At 75.3% G+C, this 15743-nt stretch carries 17 protein-coding genes; 11 read left to right on the forward strand and 6 right to left on the reverse strand.

The genetic code is table 11. From position 1 onward, the window contains the following. Nucleotides 1-23: 23 nt before the first annotated feature. The 3 genes from ACFVS0_RS18810 to ACFVS0_RS18820 all read left to right on the forward strand — a co-directional run bounded on the left by ACFVS0_RS18810 (nucleotide 24) and on the right by ACFVS0_RS18820 (nucleotide 2650). Nucleotides 24-668: a GntR family transcriptional regulator gene (locus ACFVS0_RS18810; protein WP_430550124.1), complete on the forward strand. Its 645-nt coding sequence runs from the start codon at nucleotides 24-26 to the stop codon at nucleotides 666-668. A 186-nt stretch (nucleotides 669-854) separates the two neighbouring features. Then, nucleotides 855-2024, forward strand: coding sequence for a sensor histidine kinase (locus ACFVS0_RS18815; RefSeq protein WP_430588818.1), 1170 nt, complete (start codon nucleotides 855-857; stop codon nucleotides 2022-2024). Then, a complete protein-coding gene (locus tag ACFVS0_RS18820) occupies nucleotides 2021-2650 on the forward strand; it encodes a response regulator (RefSeq protein ID WP_430550122.1) in 630 nt (209 codons plus the stop codon). The genes ACFVS0_RS18815 and ACFVS0_RS18820 overlap by 4 nt, the downstream gene beginning before the upstream one ends. Before the next feature lie 4 nt (nucleotides 2651-2654). Here ACFVS0_RS18820 and ACFVS0_RS18825 read toward each other — a convergent pair whose 3' ends face one another. Then, a complete protein-coding gene (locus ACFVS0_RS18825) occupies nucleotides 2655-5252 on the reverse strand; it encodes an ATP-dependent DNA ligase (RefSeq protein ID WP_430588819.1) in 2598 nt (865 codons plus the stop codon). Between the two features lie 83 nt (nucleotides 5253-5335). Continuing rightward, a complete protein-coding gene (locus ACFVS0_RS18830; RefSeq protein ID WP_430550120.1) occupies nucleotides 5336-6202 on the reverse strand; it encodes an alpha/beta fold hydrolase in 867 nt (288 codons plus the stop codon). Nucleotides 6203-6312: 110 nt separating this feature from the next. Between ACFVS0_RS18830 and ACFVS0_RS18835 the strand changes: the two genes are divergently transcribed. From ACFVS0_RS18835 to ACFVS0_RS18845, 3 genes are all read left to right on the forward strand, one after another. Continuing rightward, nucleotides 6313-6702 carry a hypothetical protein gene (locus tag ACFVS0_RS18835; protein ID WP_430588820.1) on the forward strand — a complete coding sequence of 130 codons (390 nt, stop codon included), beginning with the start codon at nucleotides 6313-6315 and terminating at the stop codon, nucleotides 6700-6702. 145 nt (nucleotides 6703-6847) lie between these two features. After that, entirely contained in the window at nucleotides 6848-7624 is a 777-nt protein-coding gene (locus ACFVS0_RS18840) for an SDR family NAD(P)-dependent oxidoreductase (protein WP_430550118.1), read from the forward strand. Between the two features lie 24 nt (nucleotides 7625-7648). Next, complete coding sequence (locus tag ACFVS0_RS18845) at nucleotides 7649-7927, forward strand: glutaredoxin family protein (RefSeq protein ID WP_430550117.1); 279 nt, start codon at nucleotides 7649-7651, stop codon at nucleotides 7925-7927. 40 nt (nucleotides 7928-7967) lie between these two features. On the opposite strand, the gene ACFVS0_RS18850 is transcribed toward ACFVS0_RS18845, so the two are convergent. After that, nucleotides 7968-8795 carry an ABC transporter permease gene (locus ACFVS0_RS18850; RefSeq protein WP_430588821.1) on the reverse strand — a complete coding sequence of 276 codons (828 nt, stop codon included), beginning with the start codon at nucleotides 8793-8795 and terminating at the stop codon, nucleotides 7968-7970. Then, entirely contained in the window at nucleotides 8792-9763 is a 972-nt protein-coding gene (locus ACFVS0_RS18855; protein WP_430588822.1) for an ABC transporter ATP-binding protein, read from the reverse strand. The genes ACFVS0_RS18850 and ACFVS0_RS18855 overlap by 4 nt, the downstream gene beginning before the upstream one ends. Before the next feature lie 113 nt (nucleotides 9764-9876). Between ACFVS0_RS18855 and ACFVS0_RS18860 the strand changes: the two genes are divergently transcribed. From ACFVS0_RS18860 to ACFVS0_RS18870, 3 genes are read left to right on the forward strand one after another with little or no spacing between them, the layout of a single operon-like run. Next, nucleotides 9877-11007, forward strand: coding sequence for a sensor histidine kinase (locus tag ACFVS0_RS18860; RefSeq protein ID WP_430588823.1), 1131 nt, complete (start codon nucleotides 9877-9879; stop codon nucleotides 11005-11007). Then, nucleotides 11004-11678 carry a response regulator gene (locus tag ACFVS0_RS18865; RefSeq protein ID WP_430564047.1) on the forward strand — a complete coding sequence of 225 codons (675 nt, stop codon included), beginning with the start codon at nucleotides 11004-11006 and terminating at the stop codon, nucleotides 11676-11678. The genes ACFVS0_RS18860 and ACFVS0_RS18865 overlap by 4 nt, the downstream gene beginning before the upstream one ends. 41 nt (nucleotides 11679-11719) lie before the next feature. Then, entirely contained in the window at nucleotides 11720-11941 is a 222-nt protein-coding gene (locus tag ACFVS0_RS18870) for an SCO4848 family membrane protein (protein ID WP_430550112.1), read from the forward strand. 25 nt (nucleotides 11942-11966) lie between these two features. Here ACFVS0_RS18870 and ACFVS0_RS18875 read toward each other — a convergent pair whose 3' ends face one another. After that, nucleotides 11967-12356 (reverse strand): nuclear transport factor 2 family protein, encoded by a 390-nt coding sequence (locus tag ACFVS0_RS18875; protein WP_430550111.1) that lies wholly within the window; start codon nucleotides 12354-12356, stop codon nucleotides 11967-11969. Between the two features lie 89 nt (nucleotides 12357-12445). Between ACFVS0_RS18875 and ACFVS0_RS18880 the strand changes: the two genes are divergently transcribed. Continuing rightward, complete coding sequence (locus ACFVS0_RS18880) at nucleotides 12446-13414, forward strand: Ku protein (RefSeq protein ID WP_430588824.1); 969 nt, start codon at nucleotides 12446-12448, stop codon at nucleotides 13412-13414. A 10-nt stretch (nucleotides 13415-13424) separates the two neighbouring features. On the opposite strand, the gene ACFVS0_RS18885 is transcribed toward ACFVS0_RS18880, so the two are convergent. Beyond that, nucleotides 13425-13982 (reverse strand): TetR/AcrR family transcriptional regulator, encoded by a 558-nt coding sequence (locus ACFVS0_RS18885; protein WP_430550109.1) that lies wholly within the window; start codon nucleotides 13980-13982, stop codon nucleotides 13425-13427. Nucleotides 13983-14090: 108 nt separating this feature from the next. Between ACFVS0_RS18885 and ACFVS0_RS18890 the strand changes: the two genes are divergently transcribed. Further along, on the forward strand, nucleotides 14091-15647 hold the full coding sequence (locus ACFVS0_RS18890; protein ID WP_430550108.1) for an MFS transporter: 1557 nt from the start codon (nucleotides 14091-14093) through the stop codon (nucleotides 15645-15647). The last annotated feature ends 96 nt before the right edge of the window (nucleotides 15648-15743 follow it).

The following is a 15743-nucleotide window of genomic DNA, read 5'->3' on the forward strand; positions in this document are numbered from 1 at the left end:
CGGCTGGCTGGCAGGATGTGCGCATGTCCTCCGAGCTCTCGGCCCCCTTCGAGCCCGAGTCCGTGCGGGTGGCGCGCGTCGTCCGCGAGCAGATCGTGGAGGGGTCCCGGGAGCCCGGCAGCCGGCTGGTCGAGCGCGACCTGGCCGCCGAGCTGGGCGTGAGCCGCATCCCCGTGCGGGACGCGCTGCGCACGCTCGTCGCGGAGGGGCTGGTCACGCCGCGGCCGCGCACGTGGGCGGTGGTCCGCGAGTTCAGCGACGCCGACGTGGACCACCTGCACGAGGTGCGGGAGGCCACGGACCCGCTGCACTTCCGGCTCGCGGCGACGCGCCGGTCGGTGGAGCAGCTCGCCGGCCTGACCGAGGCGTGGCAGCGGGAGGACGCCGCCGCCCGCGCGGGCGACGGCCCCACGGCCCGGCGCGCCGGGGCCGACTTCCACGAGCGCGTCGTCGTGGCCGCCGGGAACCCGGTGCTCGTCGAGCTGCACCTCGTGATCGCCAGCCGGGTGCGCTGGCTGCTCGGGCAGCACCTCGACCTGCAGGCGATCGCCGACGAGCACCGCGAGCTCCTCGACGCCGTCCGGGACGGCGACGGCGAGACCGCGGCCCGGCTGGCGCGCGAGCACCTCGCCACCAGCCGCGCCGCGACCCAGGAGCGCCGGGCCTGACGCCGTCGGTGTCGTGGTCGGCCTCGTCGTCGGTGTCGTCGTCGGCGCCGTGGGCGAGGTCGGGGGTGAGGTCATCGGCCCAGGCTCGTCGGCCGCGTCGCGCCGCCGCATCGGGCGTCCGGGGCGCGGGGGATCGTCCGAACGGATGAGGTGCGGACGCGTCGTGCGCGGCTAGCGTGGTCGTCCGTGCCCGGATCCCTCACCCGCGGGGTGCACCTCGCCTTCGCCGCGCTCGTCGTGACGTCGGCGGCGCGCTACCTCACCAACCACGGCCTCGACGGCCAGTGGTGGCTCGTGGTCGCGCTGCTGCTGGCGGTCGCCGTCGCGTACGCGGGCCTCGTGCTGCTCGCCCGCCGGTCCGGCGGGGCCGGGCCGGGCGCCGTCGTCCACGGCGTGCTGGCCGTGCTGCTCGTGGCGTGGTCCGCGCTGGTGCTGGTCGCTCCGAGCTTCGCGTGGTCGGCGATCCCCTTGTTCTTCGTGTGCCGCAGCCTCGTGCCGGTGCCCGCGGCGCACGTCCTCGTCGGCGCGGTCGCGGTCGTCACGGGCGTGGCGCTCTTCGACCTGTCCGGCCGCAGCGACTGGGCGGCCGCCGTGGCTCCGCTCGTCGTGGCGGTGCTGCTCAGCCTCGCCTACGACGCGATCGTGCGGCAGGCGGGCGAGCGCGTGCGGCTCCAGCACGAGGTCGCCGTCCTGGCCGAGCGCGAGCGCGTGGCGCGGGAGATCCACGACACCGTGGCCCAGTCGCTGTCGTCGGCGGTGCTGCGCCTCGAGGCCGCCGACCAGCGCTGGGACGCCGACCCCGACGCCGCGCGCGACGACGCCCGGCAGGCCGCCGTCGCCGTGCGCGCCAGCCTCGGCCAGACGCGCGACCTCGTGCACGACCTCGTCGACCCGTCCCCGGCGACCGGCGGGGTCGCGCCCGCCGACGTGGAGGCGGCGGTCCGGACCGCGGCCCGGCGGCACGTCCCCGACGCCGAGCTCACGGTGGTCGGTGACCGCGTGCCGGTGGGGCCGGAGGTCGCGCACGCGCTCGCGCGGATCGCCCAGAGCGCGGTCGCGAACGTGCACCGGCACGCCGGCCCCGCGCGGCTCGGGCTCACCCTCACCTACCTGCCCGACGCCGTCGCGCTCGACGTGTTCGACGACGGTCGCGGCTTCGACGTCGCCGCGGTGAGCTCCCGCGCCGCCGGGCCGGACGGCGGGTTCGGGCTGCGCGCCATGCGCCAGCGGGTGGAGCAGCTCGGTGGCACGATCACGGTGGAGAGCGCGCCGGGCGAGGGGACCGTCGTCGGGGTGCAGCTGCCCGTCGCGGGAGGGCTGCCGGCGACCGGACCGGACGACCAGGAGGACGCATGAGCGACCCGATCACCGTGCTGCTCGTGGACGACCACCACGTGGTGCGCGCCGGGCTGCGCGCCCTGCTCGACTCGCAGCCGGACCTCACCGTCGTGGGCGAGGCGGGCACGGCCGACGAGGCCCTCGACGCCGTGGCACGGCTCGCGCCCGCGCTCGTCGTCATGGACCTCGAGCTCGGCGCGGCGGAGGACGGCGTGGCAGCCACCCGCCGCATCAGGGCCGCCCACCCCGACGTCCCGGTGCTCGTGTTCAGCGCCTACGACACCGACGCCGACGTGGTGCGCGTCGTCGACGCCGGCGCCATCGGCTACGTGCTCAAGGACGCCCCGCCCGCCGAGATCTTCGCCGCCGTGCGCGGCGCCGTCGTCGGGCGCAGCGTGCTCTCCCCGCCCGTCGCGTCCCGGCTGATGCAGCAGGCGCAGAACCCCGGCAGCGCGCTCACCCCGCGGGAGGCGGAGCTGCTCACGCTGCTCGCCCAGGGGCTGAGCAACCGCGAGCTCGGCCGCCGGCTGTTCATCTCCGAGGCGACCGTCAAGACCCACCTCGCGCACGTGTACGCCAAGCTCGGCGTCGAGTCGCGGGCAGCCGCCGTCGCGCACGCGCTGCGGGGACAGACGGTGCGCTGACGAGTCAGCTCTCGACGCCGACCTGGTCCGGGCGCTTGTCGTCGCGCCACCCGCGCCACACCGAGTGCCGCAGCCGCGGACCCTCGTCGTCCGCGCCGTCGGTCGCGCCGAGGTCGGCGGGGTCGCTCGTCCAGTCGCCGTACGTCACCTCGGCCACCCGCTCGGGCGCGGCCCACCGCGCGTGCACCGCCTCGGTGCGGGGCACGCCGTCGAGCGGCGCGTCGTCCACGGGCCGCAGGCGCCGGACCACCTCGCGCCGCTCCGCCTCCTTGAACCCCGTGCCGACCTTGCCCACGTAGCGCAGCACGCCGCCGTCGTCCGGCACCGCCAGCAGCAGCGACCCGGCCACCCGCGCGTCCTCCCGACCCGTCCCGGCATGCAGCGGGCGCCAGCCCACGACCACCACCTCCTGGGTGCGGGCGTGCTTGATCTTGAGCCAGTCGCGCGAGCGGCGGCCCGGCGTGTACGACGACCGGCGCCGCTTGGCCACCACCCCCTCGAGCCGCATGAGACGGCTGGTCTCCAGCGCCTCGTCGAGCGTGCCGTCCAGGGCGTCGGGCACGTGCACCGGGCGGCGCGGCGTCACGACCCGCGCCAGCTCCGCGCGGCGCTCGGTGTACGGCCGGTCGGTCACCGCGCGCCCGCCCACGACCAGCACGTCGAACAGCACCAGGTCGACCCCGACCGCGCGGCGCGCCTTCTCGACGTCGCGCGGCCGGGAGAGGCCCGCCCGCTGCTGGAGGCGGCGGAACGAAGGGCGCCCGTCCGCGTCGAGGGCGACGATCTCGCCGTCCAGCGCCAGCGGCAGGTCGTCGTGCGCGACCATCTCCGCGACCGCCCGCAGCTCCGGGAACGTCACCGTGAGGTCCTGCCCCGAGCGGGACGTGAGCCGCACGGCGCGCTCGTCGTCGCCGTCCGTGCCGCCATGCAGCACCTCGACCACCGCGCGGAAGCCGTCCCACTTGACCTCGAACGCCCAGTCGTCCGGGTCCAGCCGCGCGAGCTCGCCCGGTGGCGCCGTCGTCGCGAGCATCGGGCGCGGCGTCTCGGGCGGCGCGTGGTCGTCAGGCGCGCGGCCGGGGGCCGGCGACCGTCCCGCGGGGGCGTCGTCCGCGTCACCGCCGTCGCCTCCACCGTCGTCCGCGCCGTCGTCCGCGCCGTCGTCCTCGTCCCCGGGCTGTGCCTTCGTGCGGTGGATCAGCCACGAGTTCTGGTCGTCGCCGCCGCGCCCGCCGGTGCGGATGAGGGCGAGACGTCGTGAGCCGCGCCGCTCGCTGTGCAGGACGGCGATCACCTCGTCCTCGCGCCACTTCTCCAGGTCGTAGGTGCCGGCGTCCCAGATCGTCACCTCGCCGCCGCCGTACTCGCCCGCGGGGATGCTGCCCTCGAACGCGCCGTACTCGAGCGGGTGGTCCTCGGTCTGCACGGCCAGGTGGTTCTGCTTCGGGTCGGTGGGCTCACCCTTCGGCAGGGCCCAGCTCACCAGGACGCCCTCGTGCTCCAGCCGGAAGTCCCAGTGCAGGCGGCGCGCGTGGTGCTCCTGGACGACGAAGGTCGGCGCGCCGTCGCGGGGGTCCGGGCTCTCGGGGCCGAACGGCTCCGGGGTCTTCTCGGGGTCGCGCTTGGCGCGGTACGTCTCGAGCTTCTCGGCCGGCGTGCGCTCGAACGTCGCCATGCGCTCCGGCGTGGGCTCGAGCTGGGCCAGGTGCCCGGCCGCCAGGGGCTCCAGGAGGTCGCCGTCGCGCTCCAGGCGCTCGACCACCTCCGTGAAGGTGAGGTGGCGCAGGTCGGGGTCGTCGAGCTCGTCCCAGGTGCGCGGCGCGGCGACGGTCGGCTCGTCGCGGCCCCGCAGCGAGTACGGCGCGATGGTGGTCTTGGCGCCGTTGTTCTGCGACCAGTCGACGAGCACCTTGCCCGCGCGCAGCGACTTCTTCATGTCGCTGACGACGAGGTCCGGGTGCTCCGACTCCAGGTGGCGCGCGAGCTCGTGCGCCACCGCCGAGACGGCGTCCGCGGTGAGGGAGTCGTCGTGACCGACCAGCGCCGCGTACAGATGGATGCCCTTGGAGCCGCTGGTCACGGGCAGCGGGTCGAGGTCCATGCCGCGCAGGATGTCGCGCGCCAGCCGCGCGACCTCGGCGCACTCGGCCAGGCCCGCGCCCGGCCCCGGGTCGAGGTCGAGGACCAGGCGGTCCGGGGGCATCGGCGTGCCCGTGCGGCCGAACCGCCACTGCGGCACGTGGATCTCGAGGGTGGCCGTCTGACCCAGCCACGTCAGCGTGGCGAGGTCGTTGACCAGCACGTAGTCGTTGGTCGACGTGCGGTGCTTGATCGAGCGCCGCGGCACCCACGACGGCGTCGACGCGTCCAGGTTCTTCTGGAAGAACATCTGCCCGGCGACGCCGTCCGGCCACCGCTTGCGCGTCGCGGGGCGGTACGCCGCGTGCCGCAGCAGCGCCGGTGCCACCTGGGCGAGGTACTGCAGCACCTCGCCCTTCGTCGTCCCCGTGGCCGGGTAGTACACCTTGTCCAGGTTCGTCAGCTGCAGGCGGCGGTCGTCGACCGTGACGGTCTGCGGCTTGCTCGACGACGCGCGTGCCATGCGGACATCGTCGCGCGAGGGGTCGATGCGCGCGCCTCGGGCGGGGACGCCGACCATCAGGAGGCGCCAGGGCGACCGCCGGGTCACGCGGGGGCGAGGAACTCCCGCAGGGCGGCGGCCACCTCGCCGGGAGCCTCCTCGGCCTGGTGGTGGCCGGACCGGATGAGGCGGTGCCGCAGCGGCCGGTCGAGCCACGGCTCCCAGATGGCGGCGGGGTCGCCGTGGATGTCCAGGTCGTCCTCGGTCGACTCGAGCAGGAGCGTCGGGCATCCCACCCGTCGCCCCGCCGCGCGGTCGTCCTCGTCGTGGCGTCGGTCGATGCCGAGCCCCGCGCGATAGTCCTCGCACATCCCGTGCACGACGGCGGGGTCCCGCAGCGCGTCCCACACGTCGGCATGGTTCCCGGGCCCGATGACCTCCGGCGGTGGCGTGCGGTACCAGGCGTCGGGGTCGGCGTCGATGACGCGCTCGGCGGGCTTCTCGTCCTGGGCGAGGAACCACCAGTGCCACCAGGCGCGGGCGAACCGCGCGTCCGTCCGCTCCAGGTGCTCGACGACGGGCAGCCCGTCCATGACGACGAGGTGCGTGACCCGCTGCGGGTGGTCCATGGCGGTGCGGAAGGCGACCAGCGACCCGCGGTCGTGGCCCACCACGGCGAAGCTGTCGTGGCCCAGGGCGGACATCAGGTCGACGACGTCCCGGGCCATCGCCCGCTTGCTGGACTGCGCGTGGTCGGGCGCGTCGGGCGGCAGGGTCGACCTCCCGTAGCCGCGGAGGTCGGGGCAGACCACGGTGTGCTGCTGCGTGAGCAGAGGCGCGACGGCGTGCCACGTCGTGTGGGTCCGGGGGTGCCCGTGCAGCAGCACCACCGGCGTTCCCGTGCCGCCGTGCCGCACCCGCACCGTCACCTCGGGAAGGTCCACCCTGTCCAGCCGGAAGCCGTCGAACATGGGGCGACACTAGCGACGTGCCCCGGTGGTCGCCTCACGCCGGGGGACGGGCGGCACGCACCCTCCTGCCCGGCGGACGCGGGCCGTCCCGGTCTGCCACGATGTCCGGCATGGACGCCCCGCCCGTCGGGGCACCCCGCGCACCGGGAACGGCGCTGACGTCCCACGAGCGCGCGCTCCTGGAGCGGGTCTGCGCGGGGTCGTGGCGCGGTGCCGCGGAGGCCAGGGCGCAGCTCGCGCACGCGCGGTGGGGCGGCAAGGACCACGAGGGCGACGCGTGCTTCCTCCTCGACGTCCCGGCCGTGCCAGGTCTGCCGAGGATCCCTCCGCACGACGGCGGCCCGATCGCCTCTCTCGAGGTGCTCGACGGGGACGACGGTCTCGGTGTCCTCGGGCTCTGGGTGGAGGACGGCAGGCTCTACTCGCTCGACTACAGCACGTTCGGCGACGACACCGTCGAGGTGCTCCCCGACGTCCGTCTGGTCCGCGGCGACGCATGACGATCCAGGGGCGTGAGGTCGGGGGCCGCGCGCCCAGCGATGCCGTCACCGCTCGTCCGGCCCGTCCTTGGGTCGTCGGTCCTCGCCTCCGCCGCGGATCGACCGCAGGGCGGAGAGATCCACGAACCGTGGCAGGGTTCTCCGCGTGACCGACGCGTACCTGTCCTCCCTGTTCTCCCTCGACGGCCGGACCGCTCTGGTGACCGGCGGCAGCTCCGGCATCGGGCGTGCGATCGCGGGCGCGCTCGCCCGGGCCGGAGCGCGCGTCGTCGTCCTGGCCCGGCGGGAGGCGGAGCTGGACGACACGGTCGCGGAGCTGCGGGCGCACGGCTGCACCGTCGACCGCGTCAGCGCGGACCTGAGCACCCGGGCCGGCGTGCGGGCGGCGGCCGAGGAGGCGGCCGCCGTCTTCGGCGAGCCGGACGTCGTGGTCAGCTCCGCGGGCATCAACCTGCGGCCGCCGCTGGGGGAGACGGACGACGCCACCTGGGACGCGACCATGGCCGTCAACCTCGAGGCGCCCTACCTGCTGGGGCAGCGCTTCGGGCCCGGCATGGCGGAGCGCGGGTTCGGCCGGCTGATCCACGTGTCCTCCCAGCAGGCGCACCGTGCCTTCGTGCAGTCCGGCGTCTACGGGGTGTCCAAGGGCGGCCTGGAGTCGCTGGCCCGCTCGCAGGCCGAGGCCTGGTCGTCCCGGGGCGTCACCGCCAACACGCTGGTGCCCGGCTTCGTCCTCACGCCGCTGAACGCCCGGCTGCAGTCCGATCCGGCGCGGGTCGAGGCGCTCGCGGCCCGCACGATGGTGGGCCGCAACGGGCTGCCCGACGACTTCGCCGGCGCCGCCGTCTTCCTCGCCGGCCCGGCGTCCGGCTATGTGACCGGACAGTCACTGTTCGTGGACGGCGGATTCTCCGCTCACTAACCCCATGGGGGTATGGTGCTGCGCATGACCGACGACACCACGACCGACCTCCGCCGCCCCGCGACCCTCACGATGTACGGGGCCACGTGGTGCGGCGACTGCCGCCGCGCCAAGCGCGTGCTCGACACCCGCGGCGTCGAGTACGTGAACGTGGACCTCGTCGCCGACCCCACGCGGGCCGACGACGCCGAGGCGATCAGCGGCCGCAAGAACATCCCCGTGGTCGTCTTCCCCGACGGCGAGTTCTTCGTCGAGCCCACGGACGCCGAGCTCTCCGCGAAGCTGGACGCGGTCGGCCTCTGAGGCCACCGGCCCCGGGCCGCGCGTGCGCCGCCCGGGGCCGTCACTCCCAGCGGAACCACGCGGCCGCCGCGCCGCCCGCGACGACGGTGGTCGCCCCCAACCCGACGAGGGCGGACCCCGGCAACGCGACGCCGGCCCACGCCGCGCCGAGCGCGTCGACGGAGGCGCCGAAGGGGAGCCAGCCGCCCAGCGTGGCGAGCGCGTCGGGCAGGTTCTCCCGCGACCCGAACATCCCGCCGAGCGCCGCGAGGCCGAAGAACGCGACGAGGCCGATCGCCACTGCGGAACCCGGCGTCGGCGCGACGGCGGCCACGAACATCCCGACCGCGTACATCGCGGCGATCGCCAGCGCCAGCACGCCCGCCGCCACCCACGGGTCGGCCGGCGGCGAGGCGCCCAGCCACACGAACGCGACGCCGAGGGCGATGGCGATGCCCAGCAGGATCTGCACCACCCCGACGAAGGCCTGCGCGCCGAGCACCATCGTCGGGGACGCCGGGGTGACGCCGAGGCGCTTGAGGATCCCGGAGCGGCGGTAGTAGGCGAGGAAGCTCGGCATGTTGATCACGCCGACCGTCGCGACCACCATCGTCAGCGTCAGCGGGATCACGTAGACGTCCAGCGGCGTGCGCCCGCCCGTCCCGGGGACGACCTGGTCCAGGCCCGGCGCCAGCCCGTTCATCACGAGGATGAGCAACGGCATCCCGAGCGGGATCACGAGCCCGGCCGTGTCGCGGGCCACCATCCGAGCCTCGGCGACCGTGAGCCCGAGCCACGCCTCCGCACCGGGCCGCACCGGGCGCGGGGGAGCGCCCGGCTCGGGCAGCTCCAGCACGCGGGGGGTGGTGGGATGGCGGGCGGTGGTCATGATGCCTCCAGGGGGCTTCCGGTGAGGGCGAGGAACGCGTCGTCGAGGGTGGGGCGGCGCAGCTGCGTCTCGGTCGCGACGACGCCCGCGGCGGCGAGCGCTGCGCCCACCGCGTGCAGCAGGTCGCCGCGGGACGGGTCGTCCGCCGCCGTCGTCCCCGCCGCCGCGGCGCCCGCGACGACGAGCCGCGGGCCGGTCGCGTCGACGTGCTCGACGACGGGCAGCCGGGTCAGGAGGTCGGCGGCGCCGGGGTCGTCGGTGCGCAGGATGACGGTGGGCCGCAGGCCGGCCAGGTCGATCAGCTCGGCGGCGGTGCCGCGCGCGACGACACGGCCGGCGTCGAGGATCGTCACGTGGTCGCACAGCCGCTCCACCTCCTCCATGAGGTGGCTGACGAGCAGGACGGTGACGCCGTCGGCCCGCAGGTCCTCGACCAGCGACCACATGCTGCGCCGCGCCTCGGGGTCCAGGCCGGTGGTGAGCTCGTCGAGGATGACGGCCCGCGGCGCGCCCACGAGGGCCAGCGCGACCGAGACCCGCTGCTGCTGCCCGCCCGACAGCTTCTCGAAGCGGACGTCGCGCGAGGCGCCCAGGCCGACGCGCTCGACGAGAAGGTCGGGGTCCAGGCCGCGCGGGTAGAAGGACCGGTACAGGCGCACGAGCTCGAGGACCGTCAGCGCGCCGTGGAGGTACGCGCCCTGCAGCTGGACGCCGAGCACGCCGCGCACCCGGCCGCGGTCCGCGCGCGGGTCGAGCCCGAGCACCCGCACCCGCCCGGAGTCCGGGGACCGGGCGCCGGCCAGGAGCTCCACGGTGGTGGACTTGCCGGCGCCGTTGCGGCCGAGCACGCCGGCCACCTCGCCCGGTCCCACGGAGAGGCTCACGTCGTCGAGGGCGACCACCGGTGGGCGGCCGCGGCCCCGGGTGCGGTAGGTCTTGCGCAGGTGCTGCGCCACGAGTGCGGTCATGGCGGCGACGCTACGGACGCGGCCGGCGCCGTCGCGCGTGCCGCCGGTCACGACCTGCGCCCATGACTTCCGGCACTCCTCGTCGTCCGGGCTCGCCGGATAGCGTGGGGACCGTGCGCCGGCTGGGACCCGAGGAGACGTCCGGGCTGACGATCCTCGTCGTCTGCCTGGCGGTCGTCGTGCCCGTGCCCTTCGTGGCGGAGCCGGACCGGATGCTCGTGCCGCTCGCCGTCTGGGTGCTGCTGGCGCTCGCGTGGCTCGCCGCGACGGTCGTCGTCGTCCTGCGGCCGCCCCGCACCCGCGCCGCCTACGCCGGTCTCGCGGCCCAGGCGCTGCTGACCGCGGCCCTCGTGATCACGGTGCCCGGGATCGGCTGGCTGCCGATCCTGCTGGTCTTCGGCGCCGCGCTGAGCACGTACGTCGGTCCGACGCGCGTGGTCGTCGCCGTGATCGTGGCGAACACGCTGGCCCTGCTCGTCGCCTTCCTGCTCGCCCCGGGGGACGCGCGGCCCTTCGAGGTCGTGCTCTCGCTCGGCCTCTACCTCCTGCTCCAGGTGGCCAGCGCGGCGGTGAGCGTGGCGCTGCAGCGCGAGCAACGGATGCGCACCGAGCTGACCGTCGCCCACGCGGAGCTCGCCGCGGCGATGGTGCTGGGCGAGGAGGCGACCCGCGCGTCCGAGCGCCTGCGCATCTCCCGCGAGCTGCACGACCTCATCGGGCACCAGCTCACGGTGCTGACGCTGGAGCTCGAGTCCGCGGCGCACCTGCCGCCCGAGCGCGCGGCGGAGCACGTGGAGCGGGCCCGCACCGTGGCGCGCGAGCTCCTCGGCGACGTCCGCGCCACGGTGGGCGAGCTGCGCCGCCGCGCGCCGGACCTGCGCGAGGCTCTCGCCGCCGTCGCCTCCGCCGTGCCGTCCCCGCGGGTCGAGGTCGACGTCGCCGAGGACGTCGTCGCGGACGAGGAGCAGACGGCGGCCCTGGTCCGCGTCACCCAGGAGGTCGTGACCAACGCCGTGCGGCACGCGGAGATGGCGACGGTGCTGCGGATCGAGGTCGCGGCGGACGACGACGGCGCCCTCACCCTCGTCGCCCGCGACGACGGCCTCGGCTCGGAGCCGGTCCGGATCGGGCACGGGCTCGCGGGCATCGTCGAACGGGCCGAGGCCCTGGGCGGGGGCGCGACGTTCGACGCGTCGGCGGGGTTCACGGTGCGGGCACGCCTCGCCGCGCGGGCGGCGTCGTGACGGCGGGCCCCGCGCCCGGGGGGCCGCGCGACCGCGTGCGCCTCGTGCTCGCCGACGACCAGACGCTCGTGCGGCACGGCATCCGCAGCCTGCTGGAGATCGCGGGCGGCATCGACGTGGTCGCGGAGGCCGAGGACGGCGCGACGGCGGTCGACGCGGTCCGGGAGCACGAGCCCGACGTGCTGCTGCTCGACCTGCGGATGCCCGGCCGCGACGGGATCTGGGCGCTGGAGACGCTGCGCGCCGCCGGGCCGGAGGTCGCGGTCCTCGTCCTGACGACGTTCGACGACGACGCCCTCGTGCTGCGTGCGCTGCAGGCGGGGGCGCGGGGCTACCTGCTCAAGGACGTGACGCTGGAGCAGCTCGCGGACGCGGTGCGGACCCTGGCCGCGGGCGACACCCTGGTGCAGCCCGCGGTGACGGCGCGCCTGCTGCGGGCGGTCCGCTCCGGGCCCGCGCCGGCCGACGTCGCGCCGGCGGAGCTCACCGGGCGGGAGCGGGAGGTGCTGCGCCTCATGGCCCAGGGGTGGTCGAACCGCGAGATCGCGGACGCCCTCTACCTCGCGGAAGGCACCGTGAAGAACCACGTGTCCAACGTGCTGCTCAAGCTCGGCGCCAAGGACCGCACCCGGGCGGTGCTCCTGGCGCTGCAGGGCGGCCTGCTCGCCTGAGGGTTTCCTCGCCGGACGGGTCGTGGCCGATACTCGACACCGTGGAGATCCCCGTCGTCTGGTCCGTCGTCCTGCTCGTCGCCGCCCTGTGGAACCTGGCGGTGTGGCCCTCGTTCTGGCGCCGCGTGACCAAGGACCCCCGCGCCCGCGACGACGCCGGTCGCCCTACCCGGTTCTTCACCGTGCACGCCGTGCTGGTGGGCGTCTCGATGCTGCTCGCCCTGCTGGTGGGCGTCGTGGGCGTGCTCGGCCTCGTCGGCTGACGCCCCGGCCGGTCGGACCGGCCCGTCAGCCGGCGTCGTACCGCTCGACCAGGTGCTCGCGCCCGGCCGGCGGCTCGGACGGCTCGGGCCAGATGTCGGTGACGCGCCGGACCAGGCCGTCGTCGGAGACGTCGAGCCAGACGTTCGCGATCATCCGCTCGTCGCCCACGCGCGCGTCGAGCCACAGGGCGGCCCGGGCGCCGTCCGCGACCACGTGCCGCACGGTCAGGTGCCAGTCGCCGGGGTACTCCTGGTTGAAACGGAGGTACGCGTCGCGGCCGCGGATCCGCTCGCGGCTCTGCGGCATCTCGTAGACGACGTCGGGGTCGAGGAGTGCGCCGAAGGCGGCCCAGTCGCGGCGCTCCAGCGTCGCGGCGTAGGCGTGCGCGACCTCGCGCGTCGTGGCGGTGTCCATGGCGAGACCGTAGGCGCGGCGTCCGACATCCGCCCGGCCGGCGCCGGCGCACGCTGGCGGGGTCCGGCGGCTCGCGTGACGATGGTCGCATGAGGGCGATCTGGAAGGGCGCTGTGACCTTCGGCCTGGTCAACGTGCCGGTCAAGCTGTACAGCGCGACCGAGGACCACGACGTGCCGCTGCACCAGGTGCACGACGAGGACGGAGGGCGCATCCGCTACCGGCGGGTGTGCGAGCTGGACGGCGAGGAGGTGCCGTACCAGCACATCGACCGCGCCTACGACGACGGCGAGCGGACCGTGGTGCTCACGAAGGACGACTTCGCGGCGCTGCCGGCGGAGGCGAACCGGGAGATCGAGGTCGTCGAGTTCGTGCCGAGCGACCAGATCGACCCGATCATGCTCGACCGCACCTACTACCTCGAGCCGGACTCCAAGAGCCCGAAGGCGTACGTGCTGCTGCGCCGGACGCTCGAGGAGACGGACCGCACGGCGATCGTGAAGTTCGCGCTGCGCCAGCGCACCCGGCTGGCGGCGATGCGCGTGCGCGACGAGGTGCTGGTGATGCAGACCCTGCTGTGGGCGGACGAGGTGCGCGAGGCCGCGTTCCCCTCGCTCGACGGGTCCGTGACGGTGTCCGACAAGGAGCTGGCGATGTCCGGCCAGCTCGTCGCGAGCTACGAGGCCGACTTCGCGCCCGAGGAGTACGAGGACGAGTACCAGGTGCAGCTGCGCCAGCTCATCGACGCCAAGATCGAGCAGGGCGACGCGCTCGACACCTCCGAGACGTTCGGCGAGCAGCCCGAGAAGGAGGACGCGGACGTCATCGACCTCATGGAGGCGCTGCGCCGGAGCGTCTCGGGCTCGAAGGGCGGGTCGAAGGGCGGGTCGAAGGGCGAGGCGGAGGAGAAGGCCCCCGCGAAGAAGAAGGCCCCGGCGACGAAGCCTGCGGCGAAGAAGGCGCCCGCGAAGAAGGCGCCCGCGAAGAAGGCCCCGGCCAAGAAGGCGCCCGCGAAGAAGACGCCCACGACGAAGACGGCGGAGCGCAAGACGGGCTGAGCCCGCCCCGTCACGCCGGGGCGCCCCCGGCGGGGGCGCGGGCGGCGGCGATCTCGCGCACGAGCGTCAGCAGCTCGTCGATCTCGTGGTCGTCCGGGCCGGTCGCGCCGACGGAGGCGAGGGTGTAGAGGCCCTCGCCCATGAGGGAGACGGCCCGCGCGAGCACGGGGTCGCCCAGCTCGTCCTGGACGGCGGCCGTCCAGGCGGTCTGCGCGTCGTCGAGGACGGCGCGGGCGCGCGGGGAGGCGCCCTGCGCGACCCGGGACGCGGCGAGGTACACGACCTCGAACTCGCCGCCGATGACGGTCGAGGTGCGCAGCAGGTAGTCGGTCGCGCCCTCGGGGGCGGTGCGCATGGCGTCGACGTCGGCGGCGGTGAGGACGGCCAGGTGGTCGAGCAGCCCTTCGACGAGGGCGTCCTTGGAGGGGAAGTGGTAGAGCAGTCCGCCCTTGGACACGCCGGCCCGCTCGGCCACCGCGTCGAGCGTCGCGGCTCGCTCCCCGGACTCGACGAGGAGCTCGGCGAACGCGCGCAGGACCTTGGCTCGGGCGGCGGGGGCGGGAGGCATGTCGACAGCCTAGTGGCGAGGTGTTACTGTACCGGCTGGACGGTGCGGAAGTTCGGCATCACCATGTCGCCCCGGCCGTCCGCAGCGTGTGAAAGGCACCTCAGGTTCATGGCTCAGACCCAGGTGACGACGCACCCCACTCCCTCGGCCACGAGCCGCCTCGCCCCCGCGCGCCCCGCCGGCGCCGGGCGTCGCTGGGCGGCCCTCGCCGTGCTGATGCTGCCGGTGCTGCTCGTCTCGATCGACAACACGGTCCTCAGCTTCGCCCTGCCGCAGATCTCGGAGGCCCTCGCCCCGGGCGGCACGCAGCTGCTGTGGATCGTCGACGTCTACCCGCTCGTGCTCGCCGGCCTCCTCGTGCCGATGGGCTCCGTCGCCGACCGCGTCGGCCGCCGCCGCCTGCTCCTGATCGGGGCCGTCGGCTTCGCCGTCGTGTCCGCCGTCGCGGCCTTCGCGCCGACCGCGGGCGCGCTGATCGCCGGCCGCGCGGGCCTCGGCTTCTTCGGTGCGATGCTCATGCCGTCCACGCTGTCGCTGCTGCGCAACGTGTTCACCGACCGCGACGAGCGTCGCCTCGCCATCGCGATCTGGGCCGCGGGCTTCGCGGCGGGCTCGGCCGTGGGACCGATCGTCGGCGGCCTGCTGCTCGAGCACTTCTGGTGGGGCTCCGTGTTCCTCCTCGCCGTGCCGGTGCTGGCCCTGCTGCTCGTGCTCGCGCCGGTCTTCGTGCCCGAGTCGCGCGACCCGGCGCCGGGCCCGGTCGACCCGGTCTCGATCGTCCTGGTCATGGCGGCGATGACCCCGGTCGTGTTCGGCATCAAGACGCTCGCCAAGGGCGCGCTGCCCTCCCTGGGCCTCGCGTCGATCGCGGTCGGGCTGCTCATGGGCGTGCTCTTCGTGCGCCGGCAGCTGCGCCGCCGGAACCCGATGCTCGACGTGCGCCTCTTCGCGGTGCCCGCCTTCACCGGCAGCGTGCTGGTAAACCTGCTGTCGGTGTTCTCGCTGGTCGGCTTCCTGTTCTTCGTGTCGCAGGACCTGCAGCTCGTCATCGGGCTCTCGCCCGTGCAGGCGGGGCTCGTGCTGCTGCCGGGCACCGTGGCGATGGTCGTCGCGGGCCTCGCCGTGGTGAAGGTCGTGCGCCGCGTGCGACCGTCGCACGTCGTCGCGGCCGGGCTGGCGCTGTCCGCCGTCGGCTACCTCGTCACGGCGCTCGTCGCCGGGCGCGGCGAGGCCGGCTGGCTCGGGCTCGCGTTCGTCGTCCTGGCGATCGGCGTGGGGTCGGCCGAGACCGTCTCCAACGACCTCATCGTCTCGACGGTGCCCGCAGCCAGGGCGGGCGCCGCCTCGGCGATCTCCGAGACCGCGTACGAGGTCGGCGCGGTGCTGGGCACCGCCGTCCTCGGCGGGATCCTCACCGGGTCGTACCACGCGAACGTCGTGGTGCCGTCGGGCGTGCCCGCCGCGGACGCGGCGTCGGCCGCCGAGACCCTCGGCGGCGCGACGAGCGTGGCGGCCGACCTGCCGGCCGGCCAGGCGCAGGCGCTGCTGGACTCCGCGCACGCGGCGTTCGGCAGCGGCGTCGTCGTGACGTCCGCGATCGGCTTCGTCGCGGTGCTCGTCGCCGCGGGGATCGCGCTGACGACGCTGCGCGCCGTGCGCTCCTGACGCCCGACGCCGTCCGTGAGGGCGGTGTCACACCCGCGACGGCGGCGCCCCCGGCGAGGAAGGTGGTCCCATCGCCCCCGTTCTTCGAGGGCGGAG

The organism is Isoptericola sp. NPDC058082, from assembly GCF_042885055.1.
Lineage (GTDB): Bacteria > Actinomycetota > Actinomycetes > Actinomycetales > Cellulomonadaceae > Isoptericola.

Excerpts from the sequence above, each read along its gene's own strand:
- ACFVS0_RS18810 (WP_430550124.1), top strand. The coding sequence starts at position 24 with ATGTCCTCCGAGCTCTCGGCCCCCTTCGAGCCCGAGTCCGTGCGGGTG.
- ACFVS0_RS18820 (WP_430550122.1), top strand. The coding sequence starts at position 2,021 with ATGAGCGACCCGATCACCGTGCTGCTCGTGGACGACCACCACGTGGTG.
- ACFVS0_RS18825 (WP_430588819.1), bottom strand. The coding sequence starts at position 5,252 with ATGGCACGCGCGTCGTCGAGCAAGCCGCAGACCGTCACGGTCGACGAC.
- ACFVS0_RS18830 (WP_430550120.1), bottom strand. The coding sequence starts at position 6,202 with ATGTTCGACGGCTTCCGGCTGGACAGGGTGGACCTTCCCGAGGTGACG.
- ACFVS0_RS18835 (WP_430588820.1), top strand. The coding sequence starts at position 6,313 with ATGGACGCCCCGCCCGTCGGGGCACCCCGCGCACCGGGAACGGCGCTG.
- ACFVS0_RS18845 (WP_430550117.1), top strand. The coding sequence starts at position 7,649 with ATGACCGACGACACCACGACCGACCTCCGCCGCCCCGCGACCCTCACG.
- ACFVS0_RS18850 (WP_430588821.1), bottom strand. The coding sequence starts at position 8,795 with ATGACCACCGCCCGCCATCCCACCACCCCCCGCGTGCTGGAGCTGCCC.
- ACFVS0_RS18855 (WP_430588822.1), bottom strand. The coding sequence starts at position 9,763 with ATGACCGCACTCGTGGCGCAGCACCTGCGCAAGACCTACCGCACCCGG.
- ACFVS0_RS18875 (WP_430550111.1), bottom strand. The coding sequence starts at position 12,356 with ATGGACACCGCCACGACGCGCGAGGTCGCGCACGCCTACGCCGCGACG.
- ACFVS0_RS18880 (WP_430588824.1), top strand. The coding sequence starts at position 12,446 with ATGAGGGCGATCTGGAAGGGCGCTGTGACCTTCGGCCTGGTCAACGTG.
- ACFVS0_RS18885 (WP_430550109.1), bottom strand. The coding sequence starts at position 13,982 with ATGCCTCCCGCCCCCGCCGCCCGAGCCAAGGTCCTGCGCGCGTTCGCC.
- ACFVS0_RS18890 (WP_430550108.1), top strand. The coding sequence starts at position 14,091 with ATGGCTCAGACCCAGGTGACGACGCACCCCACTCCCTCGGCCACGAGC.